At 62.2% G+C, this 16,616-nt stretch carries 14 protein-coding genes and 1 riboswitch; of the genes, 8 read left to right on the top strand and 6 right to left on the bottom strand.

Translation table 11 applies throughout. The features are described 5' to 3' along the window. Positions 1–60 precede the first annotated feature (60 nt). A complete protein-coding gene (locus AB5Y47_RS13715; RefSeq protein ID WP_010673155.1) occupies positions 61–684 on the bottom strand; it encodes a TetR/AcrR family transcriptional regulator in 624 nt (207 codons plus the stop codon). Positions 685–1,089: 405 nt separating this feature from the next. Here AB5Y47_RS13715 and leuA point away from each other — a divergent pair, with 405 nt between their 5' ends. From leuA to AB5Y47_RS13690, 5 genes are all read left to right on the top strand, one after another. Then, the gene (gene leuA / locus AB5Y47_RS13710) at positions 1,090–2,652 is read left to right on the top strand and encodes a 2-isopropylmalate synthase (protein WP_010673154.1); all 1,563 of its coding nucleotides are present in this window, start codon (positions 1,090–1,092) and stop codon (positions 2,650–2,652) included. Between the two features lie 111 nt (positions 2,653–2,763). After that, complete coding sequence (gene leuB, locus AB5Y47_RS13705) at positions 2,764–3,849, top strand: 3-isopropylmalate dehydrogenase (RefSeq protein WP_039041178.1); 1,086 nt, start codon at positions 2,764–2,766, stop codon at positions 3,847–3,849. A gap of 32 nt (positions 3,850–3,881) precedes the next feature. Further along, entirely contained in the window at positions 3,882–5,279 is a 1,398-nt protein-coding gene (gene leuC, locus AB5Y47_RS13700) for a 3-isopropylmalate dehydratase large subunit (RefSeq protein ID WP_041211113.1), read from the top strand. A gap of 16 nt (positions 5,280–5,295) precedes the next feature. Continuing rightward, the gene (leuD, locus tag AB5Y47_RS13695) at positions 5,296–5,895 is read left to right on the top strand and encodes a 3-isopropylmalate dehydratase small subunit (protein WP_039041180.1); all 600 of its coding nucleotides are present in this window, start codon (positions 5,296–5,298) and stop codon (positions 5,893–5,895) included. A 112-nt stretch (positions 5,896–6,007) separates the two neighbouring features. Next, positions 6,008–6,937, top strand: a complete 930-nt coding sequence (locus AB5Y47_RS13690; RefSeq protein WP_049637128.1) for a hypothetical protein — start codon at positions 6,008–6,010, stop codon at positions 6,935–6,937. A gap of 51 nt (positions 6,938–6,988) precedes the next feature. On the opposite strand, the gene AB5Y47_RS13685 is transcribed toward AB5Y47_RS13690, so the two are convergent. Continuing rightward, positions 6,989–7,279 carry a PilZ domain-containing protein gene (locus tag AB5Y47_RS13685; protein ID WP_039041182.1) on the bottom strand — a complete coding sequence of 97 codons (291 nt, stop codon included), beginning with the start codon at positions 7,277–7,279 and terminating at the stop codon, positions 6,989–6,991. Between the two features lie 91 nt (positions 7,280–7,370). Beyond that, positions 7,371–7,461, top strand: a riboswitch (TPP riboswitch). An 83-nt stretch (positions 7,462–7,544) separates the two neighbouring features. Between AB5Y47_RS13685 and thiB the strand changes: the two genes are divergently transcribed. The 3 genes from thiB to thiQ all read left to right on the top strand — a co-directional run bounded on the left by thiB (position 7,545) and on the right by thiQ (position 10,981). Continuing rightward, entirely contained in the window at positions 7,545–8,525 is a 981-nt protein-coding gene (thiB, locus tag AB5Y47_RS13680) for a thiamine ABC transporter substrate binding subunit (protein WP_049637129.1), read from the top strand. Next, on the top strand, positions 8,501–10,129 hold the full coding sequence (thiP, locus tag AB5Y47_RS13675; protein WP_368220312.1) for a thiamine/thiamine pyrophosphate ABC transporter permease: 1,629 nt from the start codon (positions 8,501–8,503) through the stop codon (positions 10,127–10,129). Before thiB ends, thiP begins: the two co-directional genes overlap by 25 nt. 141 nt (positions 10,130–10,270) lie before the next feature. Then, positions 10,271–10,981 (top strand): thiamine ABC transporter ATP-binding protein, encoded by a 711-nt coding sequence (gene thiQ / locus AB5Y47_RS13670; RefSeq protein ID WP_368220311.1) that lies wholly within the window; start codon positions 10,271–10,273, stop codon positions 10,979–10,981. A 209-nt stretch (positions 10,982–11,190) separates the two neighbouring features. On the opposite strand, the gene AB5Y47_RS13665 is transcribed toward thiQ, so the two are convergent. The 4 genes from AB5Y47_RS13665 to AB5Y47_RS13650 all read right to left on the bottom strand — a co-directional run bounded on the left by AB5Y47_RS13665 (position 11,191) and on the right by AB5Y47_RS13650 (position 16,268). Next, positions 11,191–12,561: a PhoH family protein gene (locus tag AB5Y47_RS13665; protein ID WP_010673145.1), complete on the bottom strand. Its 1,371-nt coding sequence runs from the start codon at positions 12,559–12,561 to the stop codon at positions 11,191–11,193. A gap of 206 nt (positions 12,562–12,767) precedes the next feature. Continuing rightward, on the bottom strand, positions 12,768–13,451 hold the full coding sequence (locus tag AB5Y47_RS13660; RefSeq protein ID WP_010673144.1) for a hypothetical protein: 684 nt from the start codon (positions 13,449–13,451) through the stop codon (positions 12,768–12,770). Positions 13,452–13,460: 9 nt separating this feature from the next. Then, positions 13,461–15,608, bottom strand: a complete 2,148-nt coding sequence (locus AB5Y47_RS13655; RefSeq protein ID WP_368220310.1) for an adenosylcobalamin-dependent ribonucleoside-diphosphate reductase — start codon at positions 15,606–15,608, stop codon at positions 13,461–13,463. 207 nt (positions 15,609–15,815) lie between these two features. After that, positions 15,816–16,268: a pullulanase gene (locus AB5Y47_RS13650; RefSeq protein ID WP_029313820.1), complete on the bottom strand. Its 453-nt coding sequence runs from the start codon at positions 16,266–16,268 to the stop codon at positions 15,816–15,818. Positions 16,269–16,616 lie beyond the last annotated feature (348 nt).

Below are 16,616 nucleotides of genomic sequence, written 5' to 3'. Positions count from 1 at the left end.
ATAACAGATTGATGAAAAAAAGGGCCCAGGGGCCCTTTTTCATCCGTCATCCCGAAAAAGTCAGTTCAGGGCACCGCGCAGGCCGTTTTCCATCAGGCGGCAGTTGTGGGCCGCGAGGCGGCTCATGAAGTGCTCGTCCACCGTCAGACCAAACACCTGTTCGTAGAGATCCTTCATCACGAAAGGCTGCCACATCATGCTGAGGAAGGAGATCTTCAGCATCTCGGGGTCCAGGTTGTCCGCCAGCTGGCCGTTGGAGCGCATGGATTCGAGCAGGGCATCGAACTGGGGAAGTTGGCGATCCAGCAGGCGGCTCAGCACAAAATCACGCCCCGGGCTCTTTTCAGTGGACAATGCGCTGGAGATGGCGGAGGTCAGCTCGCTGTTGGGCGCCATCACCTGATAGTAGGTGTTGAGCAGATCGGTCAGGCTGCGGTTGCTGCTCTCGTCGTGCCAGGCTTGCTCGAGGGGCTCGGCCACATCCCCCAGCACCGCCTTGTAGAGGCCTTCCTTGCTGCCGAAGTAGTAGTGGATCATCGCCAGATTGGAGCCTGCCAGCTCGGCAATCTCGCGGGTCGTCACCTTGCTGTAGGGGGTGTTGAGAAAACGTTCGCGTGCGGCGGCAAGCAGCTTGTCACGAATGTCGGAACGTCCGACTGGACGGCCAGGTCTGCGTTTTTCCATGGAATACCTCAGATAATTCAGCAAGGGCTGATAAGTCGATCTGATTGTGCGGGTGATCGAGTACAGCAGGAATGACCAGATAATCAGGCATGAACCGAATATGGGACAAGAGAATTTGCACTCCTTTACAATCCGATTAAATAAACCAGTGGATTGAACCTGTCCATTCCGGTTGACACAGCATAAAAATCTCGTTATTGGTAGTAGCGTTATCGACTGGAAGGATTGAGACATCATGCGTATTGCCGCTCCGCTACTACTGCTCTCCCTAATCGCGACTCCTCGCGCGGGATCCTTGTAGCCGGGCTAAGGCATAGCCGGAATTTACAGAAACCCGTGCACCCCGCACGGGTTTTTTTATGCCATGCAGGATGCACGCAGCGAACTTAGGAAGAGGGAAGTCACATGTCAGATCGGGTCATCATATTCGACACCACCTTGCGTGATGGTGAGCAGGCGCTGTCGGCCAGCTTGACGGTCAAGGAGAAGCTGCAGATCGCCCAGGCGCTGGAACGGCTCGGTGTCGATATCATGGAAGTGGGTTTCCCCGTCTCCTCCCCCGGCGATTTTCAATCGGTTCAGACCATCGCCCGCCACATCAAGAACAGCCGGGTCTGCGCCCTGGCTCGCGCCCTGCAAAAAGACATCGATGCCGCCGGCGAAGCCTTGAAAGTGGCAGAGGCGTTTCGCATCCATACCTTCATCTCCACCTCCTCCATCCACGTGGAGAGCAAGCTGAAAAAGAGCTTCGAAGACGTGCTGGAGATGGGGGTCGGCGCCATCAAGCACGCCTTGCGCTACACCGATGACGTGGAGTTCTCCTGCGAAGATGCGGGCCGCACCCCGATAGACAACCTGTGCCGCATGGTGGAAGCCGCCATCAAGGCAGGCGCCCGCACCATCAACATTCCTGACACCGTGGGCTACACGGTGCCGACCGAATTCTCCGGTATCATCCACACCCTGTTCAACCGGGTACCCAACATCGACAAGGCCATCATCTCGGTGCACTGCCACGACGATCTGGGCCTCTCGGTGGCCAACTCCATCAGTGCCGTGCAGATGGGGGCCCGCCAGATCGAGTGCACCATCAACGGCATCGGCGAGCGTGCTGGCAACTGCTCTCTGGAAGAGGTCGCGATGATCCTGAAGACCCGCGCCGACCTGCTCGGGGTACACACCAACATTCGCCACAGCGAGATCCACCGCACCAGCACCCTCGTCAGTCAAATCTGCAACATGCCGGTGCAGCCCAACAAGGCCATCGTCGGCGCCAACGCCTTCTCCCACAGCTCAGGCATCCATCAGGACGGCGTGCTCAAGGCGAAGAACACCTATGAAATCATCACCCCCGAGAGCATCGGTCTCACCCAGAACAACCTCAACATGACCTCCCGCTCCGGCCGCCACGTCATCAAGCACCGGATGGAGTCCATGGGCTACGCCGAGAGCAGCTACGACCTCGACGATCTCTACGCCAAGTTCCTCACCCTGGCAGACAAGAAGGGCCAGGTGTTCGACTACGACCTGGAGGCCCTCGCCTTCTTCAGCCAGATCCACGAGGAGCCCGAGCACTTCAAGCTGGAGTACCTCGGCGTGCAGAGCGGCAGCTCGGTGCTCGCCACCGCCTCGGTCAAGCTCAAGGTAGGCCAGGATCTGGTGTGCGAGGCCGCCACCGGCAACGGCCCGGTGGATGCGGTCTACCAGTGCATCAACCGCATCACCGGCTACGAGATCCGCATCGACAAATACGAACTCAAGGGCAAGGGCGAGGGCAAGAACGCCCTCGGCCAGGTGGACATCGTCGCCGAGTACAAAGGGCGCAAGTTCCACGGCATGGGGCTGGCCACCGACATCATCGAATCCTCGGCCCAGGCCCTGGTCCACGTGATCAACAGCATCTGGCGCGCGGACCAGGTGGCCGAGCAGATGGAGCGCAACCACACCATCAAATCGGAAACCGTCTGAGCCCGCCGCCGGACAAGATGACAGCATGACATGGGGAGGACCGGGGCCAGGGCAGTGGCCCGGACCGGCCTCCCGGATGAAACGGAATCACACTATCAAGACGGAGAGAGTATGAGCAGTTATCGGATCGCAGTATTGCCGGGTGACGGCATTGGCCCGGAAGTGATGGCAGAGGCCATCAAGGTACTGGAAAAGGTGCAGACCAAATTCGGCTTCTCCCTCGACTATGACCGTCACGACGTCGGCGGCATCGCCATCGACAACCACGGCACACCGCTGCCCCAGAGCACGATCAAAGGCTGCGAAGCGGCCGATGCGGTGCTGTTCGGATCGGTGGGTGGCCCCAAGTGGGAGCACCTGCCGCCCAACGATCAGCCGGAGCGCGGTGCCCTGCTGCCCCTGCGTGCCCACTTCAAACTGTTCTGCAACCTGCGCCCGGCCCGCATCTACACCGGTCTGGAGCAGTTCTCCCCGCTGCGTGCCGACATCTCCGATCGCGGCTTCGACATCGCCTGCGTGCGCGAGCTGACCGGCGGCATCTATTTCGGCCAGCCCAAGGGGCGTGAAGGGGAAGGCGCCACCGAGAAGGCCTTCGACACCGAGGTGTACCACCGCTTCGAGATCGAGCGCATCGCCAAGATAGCGTTTGAATCGGCCCGGGTGCGCAAGTCCAGGGTCACCTCCATCGACAAGGCCAACGTGCTCGCCTCCTCCATCCTGTGGCGCGAGGTGGTGACCGAGGTCGCCAAGTCCTACCCGGACGTGGCCCTGAACCACATGTACATCGACAACGCCACCATGCAGCTCATCAAGGATCCGTCCCAGTTCGACGTGCTGCTCTGCTCCAACCTGTTCGGTGACATCCTCTCCGACGAGTGCGCCATGATCACTGGCTCCATGGGCCTGCTCCCCTCCGCCAGCCTCAACGAATCCGGCTTCGGCCTGTTCGAACCGGCCGGTGGCTCGGCCCCGGATATCGCCGGCAAGGGGATTGCGAATCCCATCGCCCAGATCCTCTCCGCCGCCCTGATGCTGCGTTACAGTCTCGGCCAGGAAGCCGCCGCCCAGGCCATCGAGCAGGCCGTGGCCCAGACCCTGGCAGAAGGCTATTTCACCGCCGACCTGCATCAGGCCAGCGCCACGCACCCGGTGCAGAGCACGGCCGACATGGGCAGCCAGATCGCCGCGCGCATCTGATCCCACGGCATCGATAACAAGGAAACCGAGCAATGTCCAAGACCCTCTATCAGAAAGTGTTCGACGCCCACGTGGTGCGGGAAGTGGAAGGGGAAACCCCTCTCATCTACATCGACCGTCATCTGGTGCATGAAGTGACCAGCCCCCAGGCATTCGACGGCCTGCGCGCCATGAACCGCCAGCTGCGTCGCCCGGATCTGACCTGGGCCACCATGGATCACAACGTCTCCACCACCACCAAGGACATCGCCGCCTCCGGCGAGATGGCCCGCATCCAGATGGAGACACTCGCCGCCAACTGCAAGGCGTTCGGGGTTCGTCTCTATGACTTGAACCACAAGTACCAGGGCATCGTCCACGTGATGGGCCCCGAGCTCGGCATCACATTGCCCGGCACCACCATCGTCTGCGGTGACTCCCACACCGCCACCCACGGCGCCTTCGGGTCGCTCGCGTTCGGTATCGGCACCTCCGAAGTGGAACACGTGATGGCCACCCAGACCCTGAAACAGGGCCGCGCCAGGACCATGCGTATCTCTGTCAACGGCAAGCTGGCCGCAGGCATCAGCGCCAAAGACGTGGTGCTCGCCATCATCGGCAAGGTAGGTCACGCAGGCGGGACCGGCTACGTGGTGGAGTTCGCCGGTGAAGCCATCGAGGGGCTCACCATGGAAGGGCGCATGACGGTGTGCAACATGGCCATCGAGCTCGGCGCCAAAGCGGGCATGATTGCCCCCGACCAGACCACCATCGACTACATCCGTGGCAAGGAGTTCGCTCCCAAGGGGGAGGCGCTGGAGCAGGCCATCGCCTACTGGCTGACCCTCAAGAGCGACGAAGGTGCCCACTTCGATGCCGAAGTGGTGCTCGACGCCGCCGACATCGCCCCGCAAGTGACCTGGGGCACCAACCCGGGCCAGGTGATTGCCGTCAATGAGCCCATCCCTGCCCCGGAATCCTTCGCCGATCCGGTGGAGCAGCAGTCCGCCCGCAAGGCCCTCGCCTACATGGACCTGCAACCGGGCCAGAAGCTCTCCGACGTGGCCATCGACAAGGTGTTCATCGGTTCGTGCACCAACAGCCGCATCGAGGATCTGCGCGCTGCCGCCGCCATCGCCCGTGGCCGCAAGGTGGCCGCCGGGGTACAGGCCCTGGTGGTGCCGGGCTCCGAGCAGGTGAAGGCCCAGGCCGAGGCCGAGGGGCTGGACAAGATCTTCATCGAGGCAGGCTTTGAGTGGCGTTTGCCCGGCTGCTCCATGTGTCTGGCCATGAACAACGACCGGCTGCAACCGGGGGAGCGCTGCGCCTCCACCAGCAACCGCAACTTCGAGGGGCGTCAGGGTCGTGCCGGTCGCACCCACCTGGTGAGCCCGGCCATGGCCGCCGCCGCCGCCGTCACCGGCCGCTTCGCCGACATTCGCGCGCTGTAACGACAAGGAGAACATGATGACAGGTTTCAAACAGCATAAAGGGATCGTCGTTCCCCTCGACAGCGCCAACGTCGACACCGACGCCATCATTCCCAAGCAGTTCCTGCAGAAGGTGAACCGCATCGGCTTTGGCAAGCACCTGTTCCACGACTGGCGCTTCCTGGACGATGCAGGGGAACAGCCCAACCCGGAGTTCGTACTGAACAAACCGCAATTCGCCGGTGCCAGCATCCTGCTGGCCCGCGAGAACTTCGGCTGCGGCTCGAGTCGCGAGCACGCCCCCTGGGCGCTGGCGGACTACGGCTTCAAGACCATGATCGCCCCGAGCTTTGCCGACATCTTCTACGGCAACGCCATCAACAACGGCATGGTGCCGGTTCGTCTGAAAGAGGAGGAGGTCGACGCCCTGTTCCAGCTGGTCGCCGCCCAGCCGGGTATCGAGATCGAAGTGGATCTGGAGGCCAACCAGGTGCGTGCAGGCAGCCTCACGTTCGGCTTCGAAATCGACGAGTTCCGTCGCTACTGTCTGCTCAACGGGCTGGATGCCATCGGTCTGACCCTGCAGCACGAGGCCGCCATCAGCGCCTTCGAGGCGAAGCAGCCAAGCTGGATTTGACGAGCCTGCGACAAGAAAGCGAGTAGAATCAACAGGGAGCCAAGGCTCCCTGTTTTATTGTCGGGTCGCTGTACAAAGCCCGCCACCTCTGCATGTCCGACAGGAGACACCCATGTCCGCAAGGGGCGCCCTTTCATTGCTCTGCCTGCTGCTCAGCCTCCCGGCCCTGGGCGGGCAGACCTCTTTCACCAACAGTGGCGGTCAGCTCAACGTCGGCTGGCAGGACAGGGAGGGCAAGGCGCAGCAGCTCAGCTACCGGCTGGAGGCGGGCAAGCTGCCCCCTCTCATCGCTTACCGTCCGGCCAGGATGCAGGAAGACGTACTGCAAAGCCTGCTGCAACAGGCCCCCCTGGCGTTCCCCGAGGTGCAGTTCTCCCTCGTTCGCCCCGCCATGAGCCTCAGCATCAAGAGCCGCAACGCCAACAAGGCGCGGGAAGCCTCCCAATGGGTCAAGCCCGAGCAGGCCAAACTGGAGGCTGCCTGGCTCACGCAGCACTACTTCCAGCCCTTCACTGCCCCCGACGGCGCTCCCGCCATCAAGCAGGATCATGTGCGCATCGCCCTGGAGAGCCGGGACGAACTGGCCCCGTTGATGGAGCAGCTCAAGCAGGAAGGGGCCACCGAGACCGAGGCGCGCCAGAAGACGGTGGCCCACATGCTCGACTTCATCCAGGCCATCCCCTATCAACTGCTCGACAGCCAGTCGGGCCGCTCTGGCAAGGGGTTTCTGAGCCCGCGCCAGGTGCTGGAGCAGAACCGGGGGGATTGCGACAGCAAGGTGACCCTGATGGCCGCCCTGCTGGCCCAGGGGTATCCCGATCTCAAGCAGGCCATGGTGTTCGTGCCGGGACACGCCCTGCTGGGGGTGGCCTTGCCAGCCAAACCGGGGGAAGCCACCTTGAGCCGGGCGGGGGAGACCTACCTCCTGATGGAGCCGACCGGCCCGGCCCAGCTGCCCATGGGCCAGCTCGCGCCCACCAGCAAAACGCTGGTCGACAGCGGCCAGTTGAGCGTACAGCCGGTGCAGGATGAGGGGAAATGAGACAGGCCAGCCCATGGCTGGCCTGTCTCGAGGAGGACGGGCGCCCGGGTCTCAGGTGAGGGAGAGAAACTCCAGCGCCAGCAGGAGACCGTCTTCTTCCTCCAGCACCCGCACGATGCGGGCCTGGGCCTCGAAGGGAGGCAGAAGATTGCTGCTGGTCGCCAGGCTCACCCGGATGGGCTGGGCCAGATCGAACGCGTGCTTGTTCACCTCGACGCCCATGCCGTTGGCGCTGAGATCCCGGCAGACCCCCTCCAGCACCTGCTGATGCTGGAACAGGGTGACGGGGGCATTGATGACCATGCGCTGGAAGGCACGTCTTTCCTTGGTGCTGGTGATCACTGGGGACTTCCTCCTTGGTGGTGGCTCGCACGATGCGGCCCGTGAAACATAGTGCTGGCCTCCCCCCAGGAACGCCAATACAATGCGATGCGTTGCTCAAACGGGGTGCGGTTTACCGCTGAGATTATACCCGTGAACCTGATCCAGATAATGCTGGCGGAGGAATTTGAGGCATGGCGCGCGTTTTTTGTGCCCTCATCCGCCGGCGCTCACCACACGCGAGGTGCCATTGATGAGCACCCCGACATCCACAGGAGTGCCATTGATGAAGACCCTGCTGCTGATCGCCACCAGCCTGCTCTCTGCCCAGGCGTTTGCCGCCGACACCCTCACCGTCTACACCTACGGCTCCTTCGCCGCCGAATGGGGGCCGGGCCCCAAGATCAAGCAGGCCTTCGAGAAGGAGTGCGGCTGCACCCTCAATCTGGTACCCCTCGAGGATGGCGTCGCCATCCTCAACCGGCTGCGGCTGGAAGGCCAGCACAGCAAGGCCGACATGGTGCTGGGGCTGGACGATGCTCTCATCAGCGAGGCCAAGCAGAGCGGCCTGTTCGCCCCCCATGCCACCAGGCTCGATGGCCTCAAGGTACCGGGTGGCTGGCAAGACGACACCTTTGTCCCCTATGACTACGGCTACTTCGCCTTCGTCTATGACAGCAACAAGCTCAAGCAGCCCCCCAAGAGCCTGAAGGAGCTGGTGGCGCGCCCCGATATCAAGGTGATCTATCAGGATCCCCGCACCTCCACCCCGGGTCAGGGCCTGATGCTCTGGATGAAGTCGGTCTACGGGGATGAGGCACCGACCGCCTGGGCGCAACTGGCCAAAAAGACGGTCACCGTCACCAAGGGGTGGTCAGAGGCCTACGGCATGTTCCTCGACGGCGAGGCGGACATGGTGCTCTCCTACACCACCTCCCCCGCCTATCACCTGGTCGCCGAGAGCAAGCCCCAGTACCGGGCGGCCGCGTTCGAGGAGGGGCACTACCGCCAGGTCGAAGTGGCGGCCAAGCTCAAGGGCGCCACACAGGGCAAACTGGCTGACCAGTTCCTGCAATTCATGGTGAGCCCCGCCTTCCAGAACGAGATCCCCGGCGGCAACTGGATGTATCCGGTGACAGACGTGGTGCTGCCCAAGGGGTTCGAACAGATGATCACCGTAGCGAAGCCGCTCACCTTCAGCTCTGACGAGGTGGCCGCCAACCGCAAGGGGTGGATCCGCGAATGGCTGCAAGCCGTCACCCAGTGAGTTCAGGTCGTCGTTCCCTCTGGTGGCTGCCCGGCAGTGCAGCCACCCTGGTCATCCTGCTGCTCTCCATTGGGCCGCTGGTCGCCCTGTTGTGGCAGGCGGGGGCCCTTTCCCCCCGCGCCCTGCTAGGCGATCCCTACCTGCGCCACGTGCTGGGTTTCAGCCTCTGGCAGGCACTGCTCTCCACCCTGCTGAGCCTGGGGCTTGCCATCCCGGTGGCCAGGGCCCTGGCGCGACGCCGTTTCACCGGACGCCGCCTGCTGCTCAAGCTGTTCGGCCTCTCCCTGGTGTTGCCGGTCATCATCGCCATCTTCGGCATGGTGGCGGTGCACGGTCGCCAGGGCTGGCTGCCGCAACTGCTGCACGGCCTGGGCCTGGATCCCGGCAACTACCTCTATGGCCTGTTCGGCATCCTGCTGGCCCATGTCTTCTTCAACATGCCGCTGGCCGCCCGCCTCATTCTGCAGAGCATAGAGAGCATCCCCGAGTCGTCCTGGCGCCTCGCCAGCCAGCTCGGCATGCGCTCCTCCCACATCTTCCGGCTGCTGGAGTGGCCGCTCATCCGCGGCATCTTGCCGGGGCTCGCCAGCCTCATCTTCATGCTCTGCTTCACCAGCTTCACCACAGTGCTGGCGCTCGGGGGCGGCCCCAAGTCCACCACACTGGAGGTAGCCGTCTACCAGGCGCTGCGCTTTGACTTCGATCTCGCCACCGCTGGCGGGCTCGCCCTGGTGCAACTGCTGCTGACCCTGGCCCTGCTCCTGCTGCAACACAAGCTGCAGACCACCCCAGCCAGTCGCCTCACCAGCCGTCGCCCCTGCCTGCGTCCCGACAGACACCAGAAGGGCAGCGCTCTGGTGGATGGCCTGGCCCTGACCATGGGGCTCGCCATCTTCCTGCCGCCCCTGCTGGCCATCGTGGTCGCCGGGTTCAACCCCGGTCTGCTGGCGGCGCTCGGCTCACCCCGGCTGTGGCAGGCAGGGGGGCAGTCCCTGGGCATAGCCCTGGCGGCTGGCACCCTGGCCACTTTGCTCGGCGCCGGGCTGCTGCTCACCAGCCGACATCTGAGGGTGCGGGGTCGCAAACGGCGGGCCGCCGCCCTGTGGGAGGCCAGCGGCTCCATGATCCTGATGATCCCGGCGGTGGTGCTCTCCACCGGCCTTTTCATCCTGTTCATGCCTTTCACCGACGTCTTTGCCCTGGGCCCCTGGCTGGTGGTGCTGGTCAACGCCCTGATGGCGCTGCCCTATGTGCTGCGCACCCTCTCGGCCCCCATGCAACTGGTGGTGCGCCAGTACGATCGACTGGCGGACAGCCTGGGGGTGCGCGGCCTGCATCGCCTGCGCCTGGTAGAGTGGCCCCTGCTGCGCCGTCCGCTGGCCCTGGCCATGGCGCTCTCGATGATATTGTCCCTCGGGGATCTCGGGGCCATCGCCATGTTCGGCAGCCAGACCCTCACTACCCTGCCTTGGCTGCTCTATCAGCAGCTCGGCAGCTACCGGCTGACCGAGGCGGCCGCCACCGCCCTGCTGCTGCTCACCCTCTGCTTCTCCCTGTTCTGGCTGGTGGAGCGGGGACTGGGAGGCAGGCATGTGGATCACTGATCCCCGGCGGCATTGCCGCCTCCCTGCCCCCAGGATCCGGCCGGGCACGCCCCTGGGGCGCCCCTTGGGGCAGTCACTCACGCTGCCTTTCATCAATTTTTCTTACTTGTTGTTCTATAAAACGACATTCAGGAGCCAAACATGCTGGTAATTGAGGAACTGGTCGCCAGTTATCCCGACTGGCAGGTGACTTTCAGTGCGACCTTGCCCAAGGGGGAGATCACCGCCCTCATCGGTCCGAGCGGCGCCGGCAAGTCCACCCTGCTCGGCATGATCGCGGGCTTCGTGCCGGTGGAGTCGGGCACCCTCACCTTCGACGGCCAGGATCTGCTGTCACTGGGCCCCGCCGAGCGCCCGGTCACCACCCTGTTCCAGGATCACAACCTCTTCCTGCACCTGTCGGTGTTCGACAACATCGCCATCGGCCTGCATCCCGGCCTGCGCTTGAATCCGGCCCAGAAAAGGCAGGTGCAGGAGGCCGCTGACAAGGTGGGCCTGGGGGAGATGCTGACGCGCCTGCCGGAGCAGCTCTCCGGCGGCCAGCAGCAGCGGGTGGGGCTGGCCCGCGCCCTGGTGCGGGGCAGGCCGCTGCTGCTGCTGGACGAGCCCTTCTCGGCCCTCGATCCGGCCCTGCGGCGGGAGATGCTGGCGGAGGTCGCCCGCCTCGCCTGCGAGCAGGGCATCACCGTGCTGATGGTCTCTCACAACCCCGAGGATGCCCAGCTCATCGCCGATCAGGTGCTCTTCATCGACGCGGGACGCATCGCCTTGCAGGGCAAGCCGGATATCCTGCACAGCAGCGATCACCCCGGGCTGCTGCGCTACCTGGGCCGCGCTCTGGCGCCACAGTGAAGGGCTGACAAGCAGATGGTCTCTCCCTGTCGTTCCTAGGACGATGCCCTTCATCGACGCGGGGCGCATCGCCTTGCAGGGCAAGCCGGATATCCTGCACAGCAGCGATCACCCCGGGCTGCTGCGCTACCTGGGCCGACTGAGAGAGGCGGGATCAAAAAAGGGGAAGCCGTCCGGCTTCCCCTTTCTCATGCAGAGATCCCGTCAAATCAGAGATTTTCCTCGGCGAACGAAGCCAGCCTGCTGCGCACCACCCCGTTCAGGAAGATGTTGGCACTGCCGTCGAAGTCCTTGAACCGCTCGACGATGTAGGTCAGACCCGAGGTCACCGGGCTCAGGTAGTTGGAGTCGATCTGAGCCAGGTTGCCGGAGCAGACGATCTTGGTCCCCTCCCCGCAGCGGGTGATGATGGTCTTGATCTGGGACGCGGTCAGGTTCTGGCACTCGTCCAGCAGCACGAAGGTGTTCTGGATGCTGCGCCCGCGCATGAAGTTGACCGATTTGAACTGGATATTGGCCTTCTCCATGATGTAGCTGAGCGACCCGCTCATGTTCTCGTCCTGCTTGTGCAGCACCTCCAGGGTGTCGGTCACCGCCGCCAGCCAGGGCATCATCTTCTCCTCCTCGGTGCCGGGCAGGAAGCCGATGCTCTCGGCAATTTCCGGGGTATTGCGGGTGACGATCACCTTCTCGTAGATCCCCTTCTCGATCACCAGCTCCAGCGCCGCCGCCATGGCGAGCAGGGTCTTGCCGCAGCCCGCCGGGCCGGTCAGGATCACCAGGTCGATGTGCGGATCCAGCAGGGCATCCAGCGCCATGCCCTGATAGACGTTCTTGGGATGCACTCCCCAGGCCTTGCGGGACATCAGCCGCTCGCGGCCGAGATCTTTCAGGCGGATCTTGTTGCCGTCGTGGCTCAGTACCCGCGCGGCAAAGAAGTTCTCCTCGTCCAGCAGGTACTGGTTGACGTGGACTCCCTCCAGCAGGTTGGCATCGATGACGTGGACCGTATCGCGGCCATGGGTTTCGCTGTCGCACTCGCCGACCCGCTCCCAGAAGCTGCCGGGCACCACCTGGAAGCCCTTGGCGAGCAGGCGGATGTCGTCGATGAGCTGGTCGCTGCGGTAATCCTCCACATGGGCAAGACCTGCTCCCTTGGCCTTGAGGCGCATGTTGATGTCTTTGGTGACCAGCACCACCTGACGCTTCATCTCGTGCTTTTGCAGGTAGAGGGCGGCGTTGATGATGCGGTTGTCCGCCTCCTTGTCGGTGAACACCTCGGCATCCTGGGGCAGATGGTGATCGCTGAAGATGGAGATACGGCCGCTCGCCTCGCCGGCCAGTGCCACTCCTTGCACTATCTGCTCCGGAGTCGCATCGCGGAAGACATCTTCCAGGGCACGGATGGCGATGCGGGCATCACGGCTGACGTCCTTCTGGCGATCCTTGATGTTGTCGAGCTCTTCGAGCACCGTCATGGGGATGAGCACGTCGTGCTCTTTGAAGGAGTAGATGGCGAGGGGTTCGTGAAGCAGAACGTTGGTATCCAGGATAAACAGCTTTCGGTCCGTGTTGTCCATAAGCATCCTCCTTGGCACTGAAGGTGCCACGTGTGTGAATCTCAGATGTCATTGAAACCACACGGCCGTGACAGTTTTATTACCCCCAACGCTACGCCCGAATTTACCGGTGCGCAACAAATCGCTGCCATCATGGGCGTCGTTCGAACATAAAATCAGCAACGAAAAGGCCGGCATGTTGCCGGCCTTTGGTGGCAATCAGCACCTCAACCGCACTTGGAATCCCCGCAATTGAGACAGGTCATGCAGCCATCCTTTTGCACCAGCGCCTTGGTGTGGCACTTGTAGCAGAGCGCGGCACTGGGTGGGAAACCGCTGCCCGCCGGCTGCTCTTCTGCCTGTTGCTGTGCCTGCAATTGCGCCTGCTTCTCGGCCAGGAACGCCTGCTGGTGCTCGTCCAGCCCGGGCACCTTGAGCATGCCGATCTCGGTGAGATGGGTTTCGATCACGTTGCCAATTTCGGCGATGAGAGAGGGCACGTACTTGCCCTTGTTCCAGTAGCCCCCCTTGGGATCGAACACGGAGCGCAACTCCTCCACCAGAAAGGTGACGTCCCCTCCCTTGCGAAACACCGCCGAGATGATGCGGGTCAGCGCCACTATCCACTGATAGTGCTCCAGGCTCTTGGAGTTGATGAAGATCTCGAACGGGCGCCGGGTCTCGTGCACCGTACCCTCGTTGAGAATGATGTCGTTGATGGTGATGAACAGCGAGTGCTCGGAGACATGCTCCGGCGTTTTCAGCTTGTAGGTGGTGCCCATCAACCGCTCCGGGCGCAACACGGTTTCATGCATGTGCACCACGTCATCCTGGGGCGTCGGCGCATCTTGCGGCTCATCCCGGGTTTTTACCTTGTAGGCGACGATTTTTCTGTCGATTTTCTTGACCATGTCTCGTCCTCAGAACTTGCCGTAATAGCCTTCTTTCAAGGCGTCATAGAGGTTGGCGGCGGTGTGCAGCTCGCCATCGTATTCGATCTCCTCGTTCCCCTTCGCCGTGATGACGGTGCCATCTTCCAGGGTGAACTCGTAACTGGTGTTCTCCAGATCCTTCTCCTTCACCAGCACGCCCTGGAAGGCGGCCGGGTTGAAGCGGAAGGTGGTACAGCCCTTGAGGCCGGAGTCCGAGGCATAGAGGTAGATATCCTTGAACTGCTCGAACGGAAAATCGGTCGGCACGTTGGCGGTCTTGGAGATGGAGGAGTCGATCCAGCGCTGGGCCGCCGCCTGGATATCCACGTGCCCGGTCGGCGTGACGTCGTCCGCGGTGATGAAGTAATCCGGCAGGCGGCTACCCTCCTCCTCGGCATAGGGCATGGCGGCCGGGTTCACCAGCTCGCGATAGGCCAGCAGCTCGAAGGAGTAGACATCCACGCTCTCCTTGCTCTTCTTGCCCGGCTTGATGACATTGCGGCTGTAGTGGTGGGCAAAGCTCGGCTCGATGCCGTTACTGGCGTTGTTGGCGAGCGACAGGGAGATGGTACCGGTCGGCGCTATGCTGCTGTGATGGGTGAAGCGTCCACCCACCTCAGCCAGCTCGGCTACCAGAGCGGGATCCACCTCGGCCACCTGCTGCATGTAGCGGCTGTAGCGGGCATGCAACACCTTGCCCTTCACCTTGTCGCCGAGCTTGATGCCATCTGCCGCCATTTCGGGGCGCAGACGCAGCATCTTGCCGGTGACTTCGAACTCCTGCTCCATGATGGGGGCCGGCCCCTTCTCCTTCGCCAGACGCAGAGACTCCTGCCAGCCGGTCATCGCCAGCTCCTGGGAGACCAGTTCGGTGAAGGCGACGGAGGCCGCAGAGCCGTACTTGATGCGCAGCATAGTGAGGGTCGAGCCCAGCCCCAGGAAGCCCATGCCATGGCGACGCTTGGCGGTGATCTCCTCGCGCTGCTTGGCCAGCGGCAGCTGGTTTATCTCCACCACGTTGTCGAGCATGCGGGTGAAGATGGCCACCACCTTGCGAAACGCGGGCCAGTCGAAGGCAGCCTGCTCGGTGAAGGGATCGCGCACGAAGGTGGTCAGGTTGACCGAGCCCAGCAGGCAGGCCCCATAGGGCGGCAGAGGCTGTTCACCGCAGGGGTTGGTGGCACGGATCTCTTCGCAGAACCAGTTGTTGTTCATCTGGTTCACCTTGTCGATCAGGATGAAACCGGGCTCCGCATAGTCGTAGGTAGAGGTCATGATGACGTTCCACAGCTTGCGCGCGGGCAGGGTCTTGTAGACCTTGCAGGCCACCTGGCCCAGCTCGTTGATCACCACACCCTCCTTGTTGGGCCAGTCCGCCCAGACCACCCTCGCAGGGTCATCCAGCGCGATGCCATCCTGCTCAACCTCCTTGGCGGTGTAGGGGAAGATCAGTTGCCAGGGGGCATCCTCCTTCACCGCACTGACGAACTCTTCGGTGATGAGCAGGGAGAGGTTGAATTGACGCAGGCGACCATCCTCCCGCTTGGCCTGGATGAACTCGACGACATCGGGGTGACGGATATCCATGGTGCCCATCTGGGCGCCACGACGGCCACCGGCAGAGGAGACGGTAAAGCACATCTTGTCGTAGATATCCATGAAGGAGAGCGGCCCGGAGGTATAGGCCCCCGCTCCCGAGACGAAGGCTCCGCGCGGTCGCAGGGTTGAAAAATCATAGCCGATGCCACAACCCGCCTTCAGGGTCAGCCCCGCCTCGTGCACCTTGCCGAGGATATCGTCCATCGAATCCTCAATGGTGCCGGAGACGGTGCAGTTGATGGTGGAGGTCGCCGGCTTGTGCTCAAACGCCCCGGCGTTGGAGGTGATACGGCCCGCCGGAATGGCACCATTGCGCAGGGCCCACAGGAAGGGTTCATACCAGGTGTCGGGTTCGCGCTCCTGCGCAGCAAGCGCGCGAGCGACACGCTGGTAGGTCTCGTCGATAGTACCGTCGATGGGCGTACCGTCTTTGCTCTTGAGGCGATACTTGCTGTCCCAGATCTCGAGGGACGTCTCCTGCAGGGGGATCTGACGGGCGGCGGTGACACCCTCCAGCACAGGGATGGATTTGGCCATGTTCAATTAACCTCATATGAATGCAGCAGCATCTCTATGTCAAAAACACTACTAATAGTGAATGTTTACATCACAAACACAATATATAGTAATTCTGTCGTGATAAGGGCGCAGATTCTATCCTAAAAAAATGCCCCGGCCAGCAGATTTCTGGGCCAGGGCATTCAACCGGTTCAATTCCCGAGAGATTTAACGCGAAGGGCTATCTCAGGGTTTCTTGACGTATACGCTCGGTGTCTCACCCGCCATATTCAGATAGAACTCGTAGACGCCATCCGCCTCGGGCGAGAACTTCATGTCCTCATACTTGGAGCACGGGTTGACCGGTACAGGTTCCCCGCCGAGCACGGCAACGCCATCGCTCGGGCTCTTGTAACCGAAGTTGGTGCCACAACTCCAGCCGGAGTCGGCAAACTTGAACTTGTAAGGAGCCCACTCTTTCTTGAGCGTCCCCTTGGCCATGTAGAGCTTGTCGGCAACCTTGACGACCTTGCTTTCGTCGGTGGCCATCCAGTCGTTCATCTCACCACGCAGGTAGATGGACTTGCCACCGAAGTCGCTGTTGTCCGCCGCTGCCTGCTCTGCACCACCATTGGATGCGCAACCGCCTAATACCAGGGTTCCCGCCGCCAGCATCATCGTTACTGTTCTTTTGAACATGTGTCCATTCCTCAAATTATTGTGATTCCTTGGTCCATCGATGTGGACCCGGGAATTAAACCAGAGCAGGCATGACAAGAAAGGTAGAAGCATCACATTCTGTGCTTTTTATATCCAGAATGCAGGCTTTCGAATAGATATTGAGCAGATACAGGCCACAAACAACCCGATATTGGCTGGGATGATGAATGCGAGTATCAGAAAACACGGCGGGAGACCGCACCATAGTGCCCGTTTGCCCTCCAGTGAGTGCTGAATTTCAGGCAATAAAAAACCCCGCTCGAGTGAGCGGGGTTTCTTGTATTGGGTGCCTGGCAGTGTCCTACTCTCGCATGGCGAATGCCACAC

Source organism: Aeromonas sp. R7-2 (assembly GCF_040908105.1).
GTDB classification, from domain to species: Bacteria; Pseudomonadota; Gammaproteobacteria; order Enterobacterales; family Aeromonadaceae; genus Aeromonas; species Aeromonas caviae.
This window is presented reverse-complemented; position numbering and strand designations above follow the sequence as displayed.

What these genes read in the sequence shown, in the direction of transcription:
- leuB (WP_039041178.1), top strand. Translation starts at nt 2,764, where the DNA reads ATGAGCAGTTATCGGATCGCAGTATTGCCGGGTGACGGCATTGGCCCG.
- thiP (WP_368220312.1), top strand. Translation starts at nt 8,501, where the DNA reads ATGGCTGCAAGCCGTCACCCAGTGAGTTCAGGTCGTCGTTCCCTCTGG.
- AB5Y47_RS13690 (WP_049637128.1), top strand. Translation starts at nt 6,008, where the DNA reads ATGTCCGCAAGGGGCGCCCTTTCATTGCTCTGCCTGCTGCTCAGCCTC.
- leuD (WP_039041180.1), top strand. Translation starts at nt 5,296, where the DNA reads ATGACAGGTTTCAAACAGCATAAAGGGATCGTCGTTCCCCTCGACAGC.
- leuA (WP_010673154.1), top strand. Translation starts at nt 1,090, where the DNA reads ATGTCAGATCGGGTCATCATATTCGACACCACCTTGCGTGATGGTGAG.
- thiQ (WP_368220311.1), top strand. Translation starts at nt 10,271, where the DNA reads ATGCTGGTAATTGAGGAACTGGTCGCCAGTTATCCCGACTGGCAGGTG.
- leuC (WP_041211113.1), top strand. Translation starts at nt 3,882, where the DNA reads ATGTCCAAGACCCTCTATCAGAAAGTGTTCGACGCCCACGTGGTGCGG.
- AB5Y47_RS13655 (WP_368220310.1), bottom strand. Translation starts at nt 15,608, where the DNA reads ATGGCCAAATCCATCCCTGTGCTGGAGGGTGTCACCGCCGCCCGTCAG.
- AB5Y47_RS13650 (WP_029313820.1), bottom strand. Translation starts at nt 16,268, where the DNA reads ATGTTCAAAAGAACAGTAACGATGATGCTGGCGGCGGGAACCCTGGTA.
- thiB (WP_049637129.1), top strand. Translation starts at nt 7,545, where the DNA reads ATGAAGACCCTGCTGCTGATCGCCACCAGCCTGCTCTCTGCCCAGGCG.
- AB5Y47_RS13665 (WP_010673145.1), bottom strand. Translation starts at nt 12,561, where the DNA reads ATGGACAACACGGACCGAAAGCTGTTTATCCTGGATACCAACGTTCTG.
- AB5Y47_RS13715 (WP_010673155.1), bottom strand. Translation starts at nt 684, where the DNA reads ATGGAAAAACGCAGACCTGGCCGTCCAGTCGGACGTTCCGACATTCGT.
- AB5Y47_RS13660 (WP_010673144.1), bottom strand. Translation starts at nt 13,451, where the DNA reads ATGGTCAAGAAAATCGACAGAAAAATCGTCGCCTACAAGGTAAAAACC.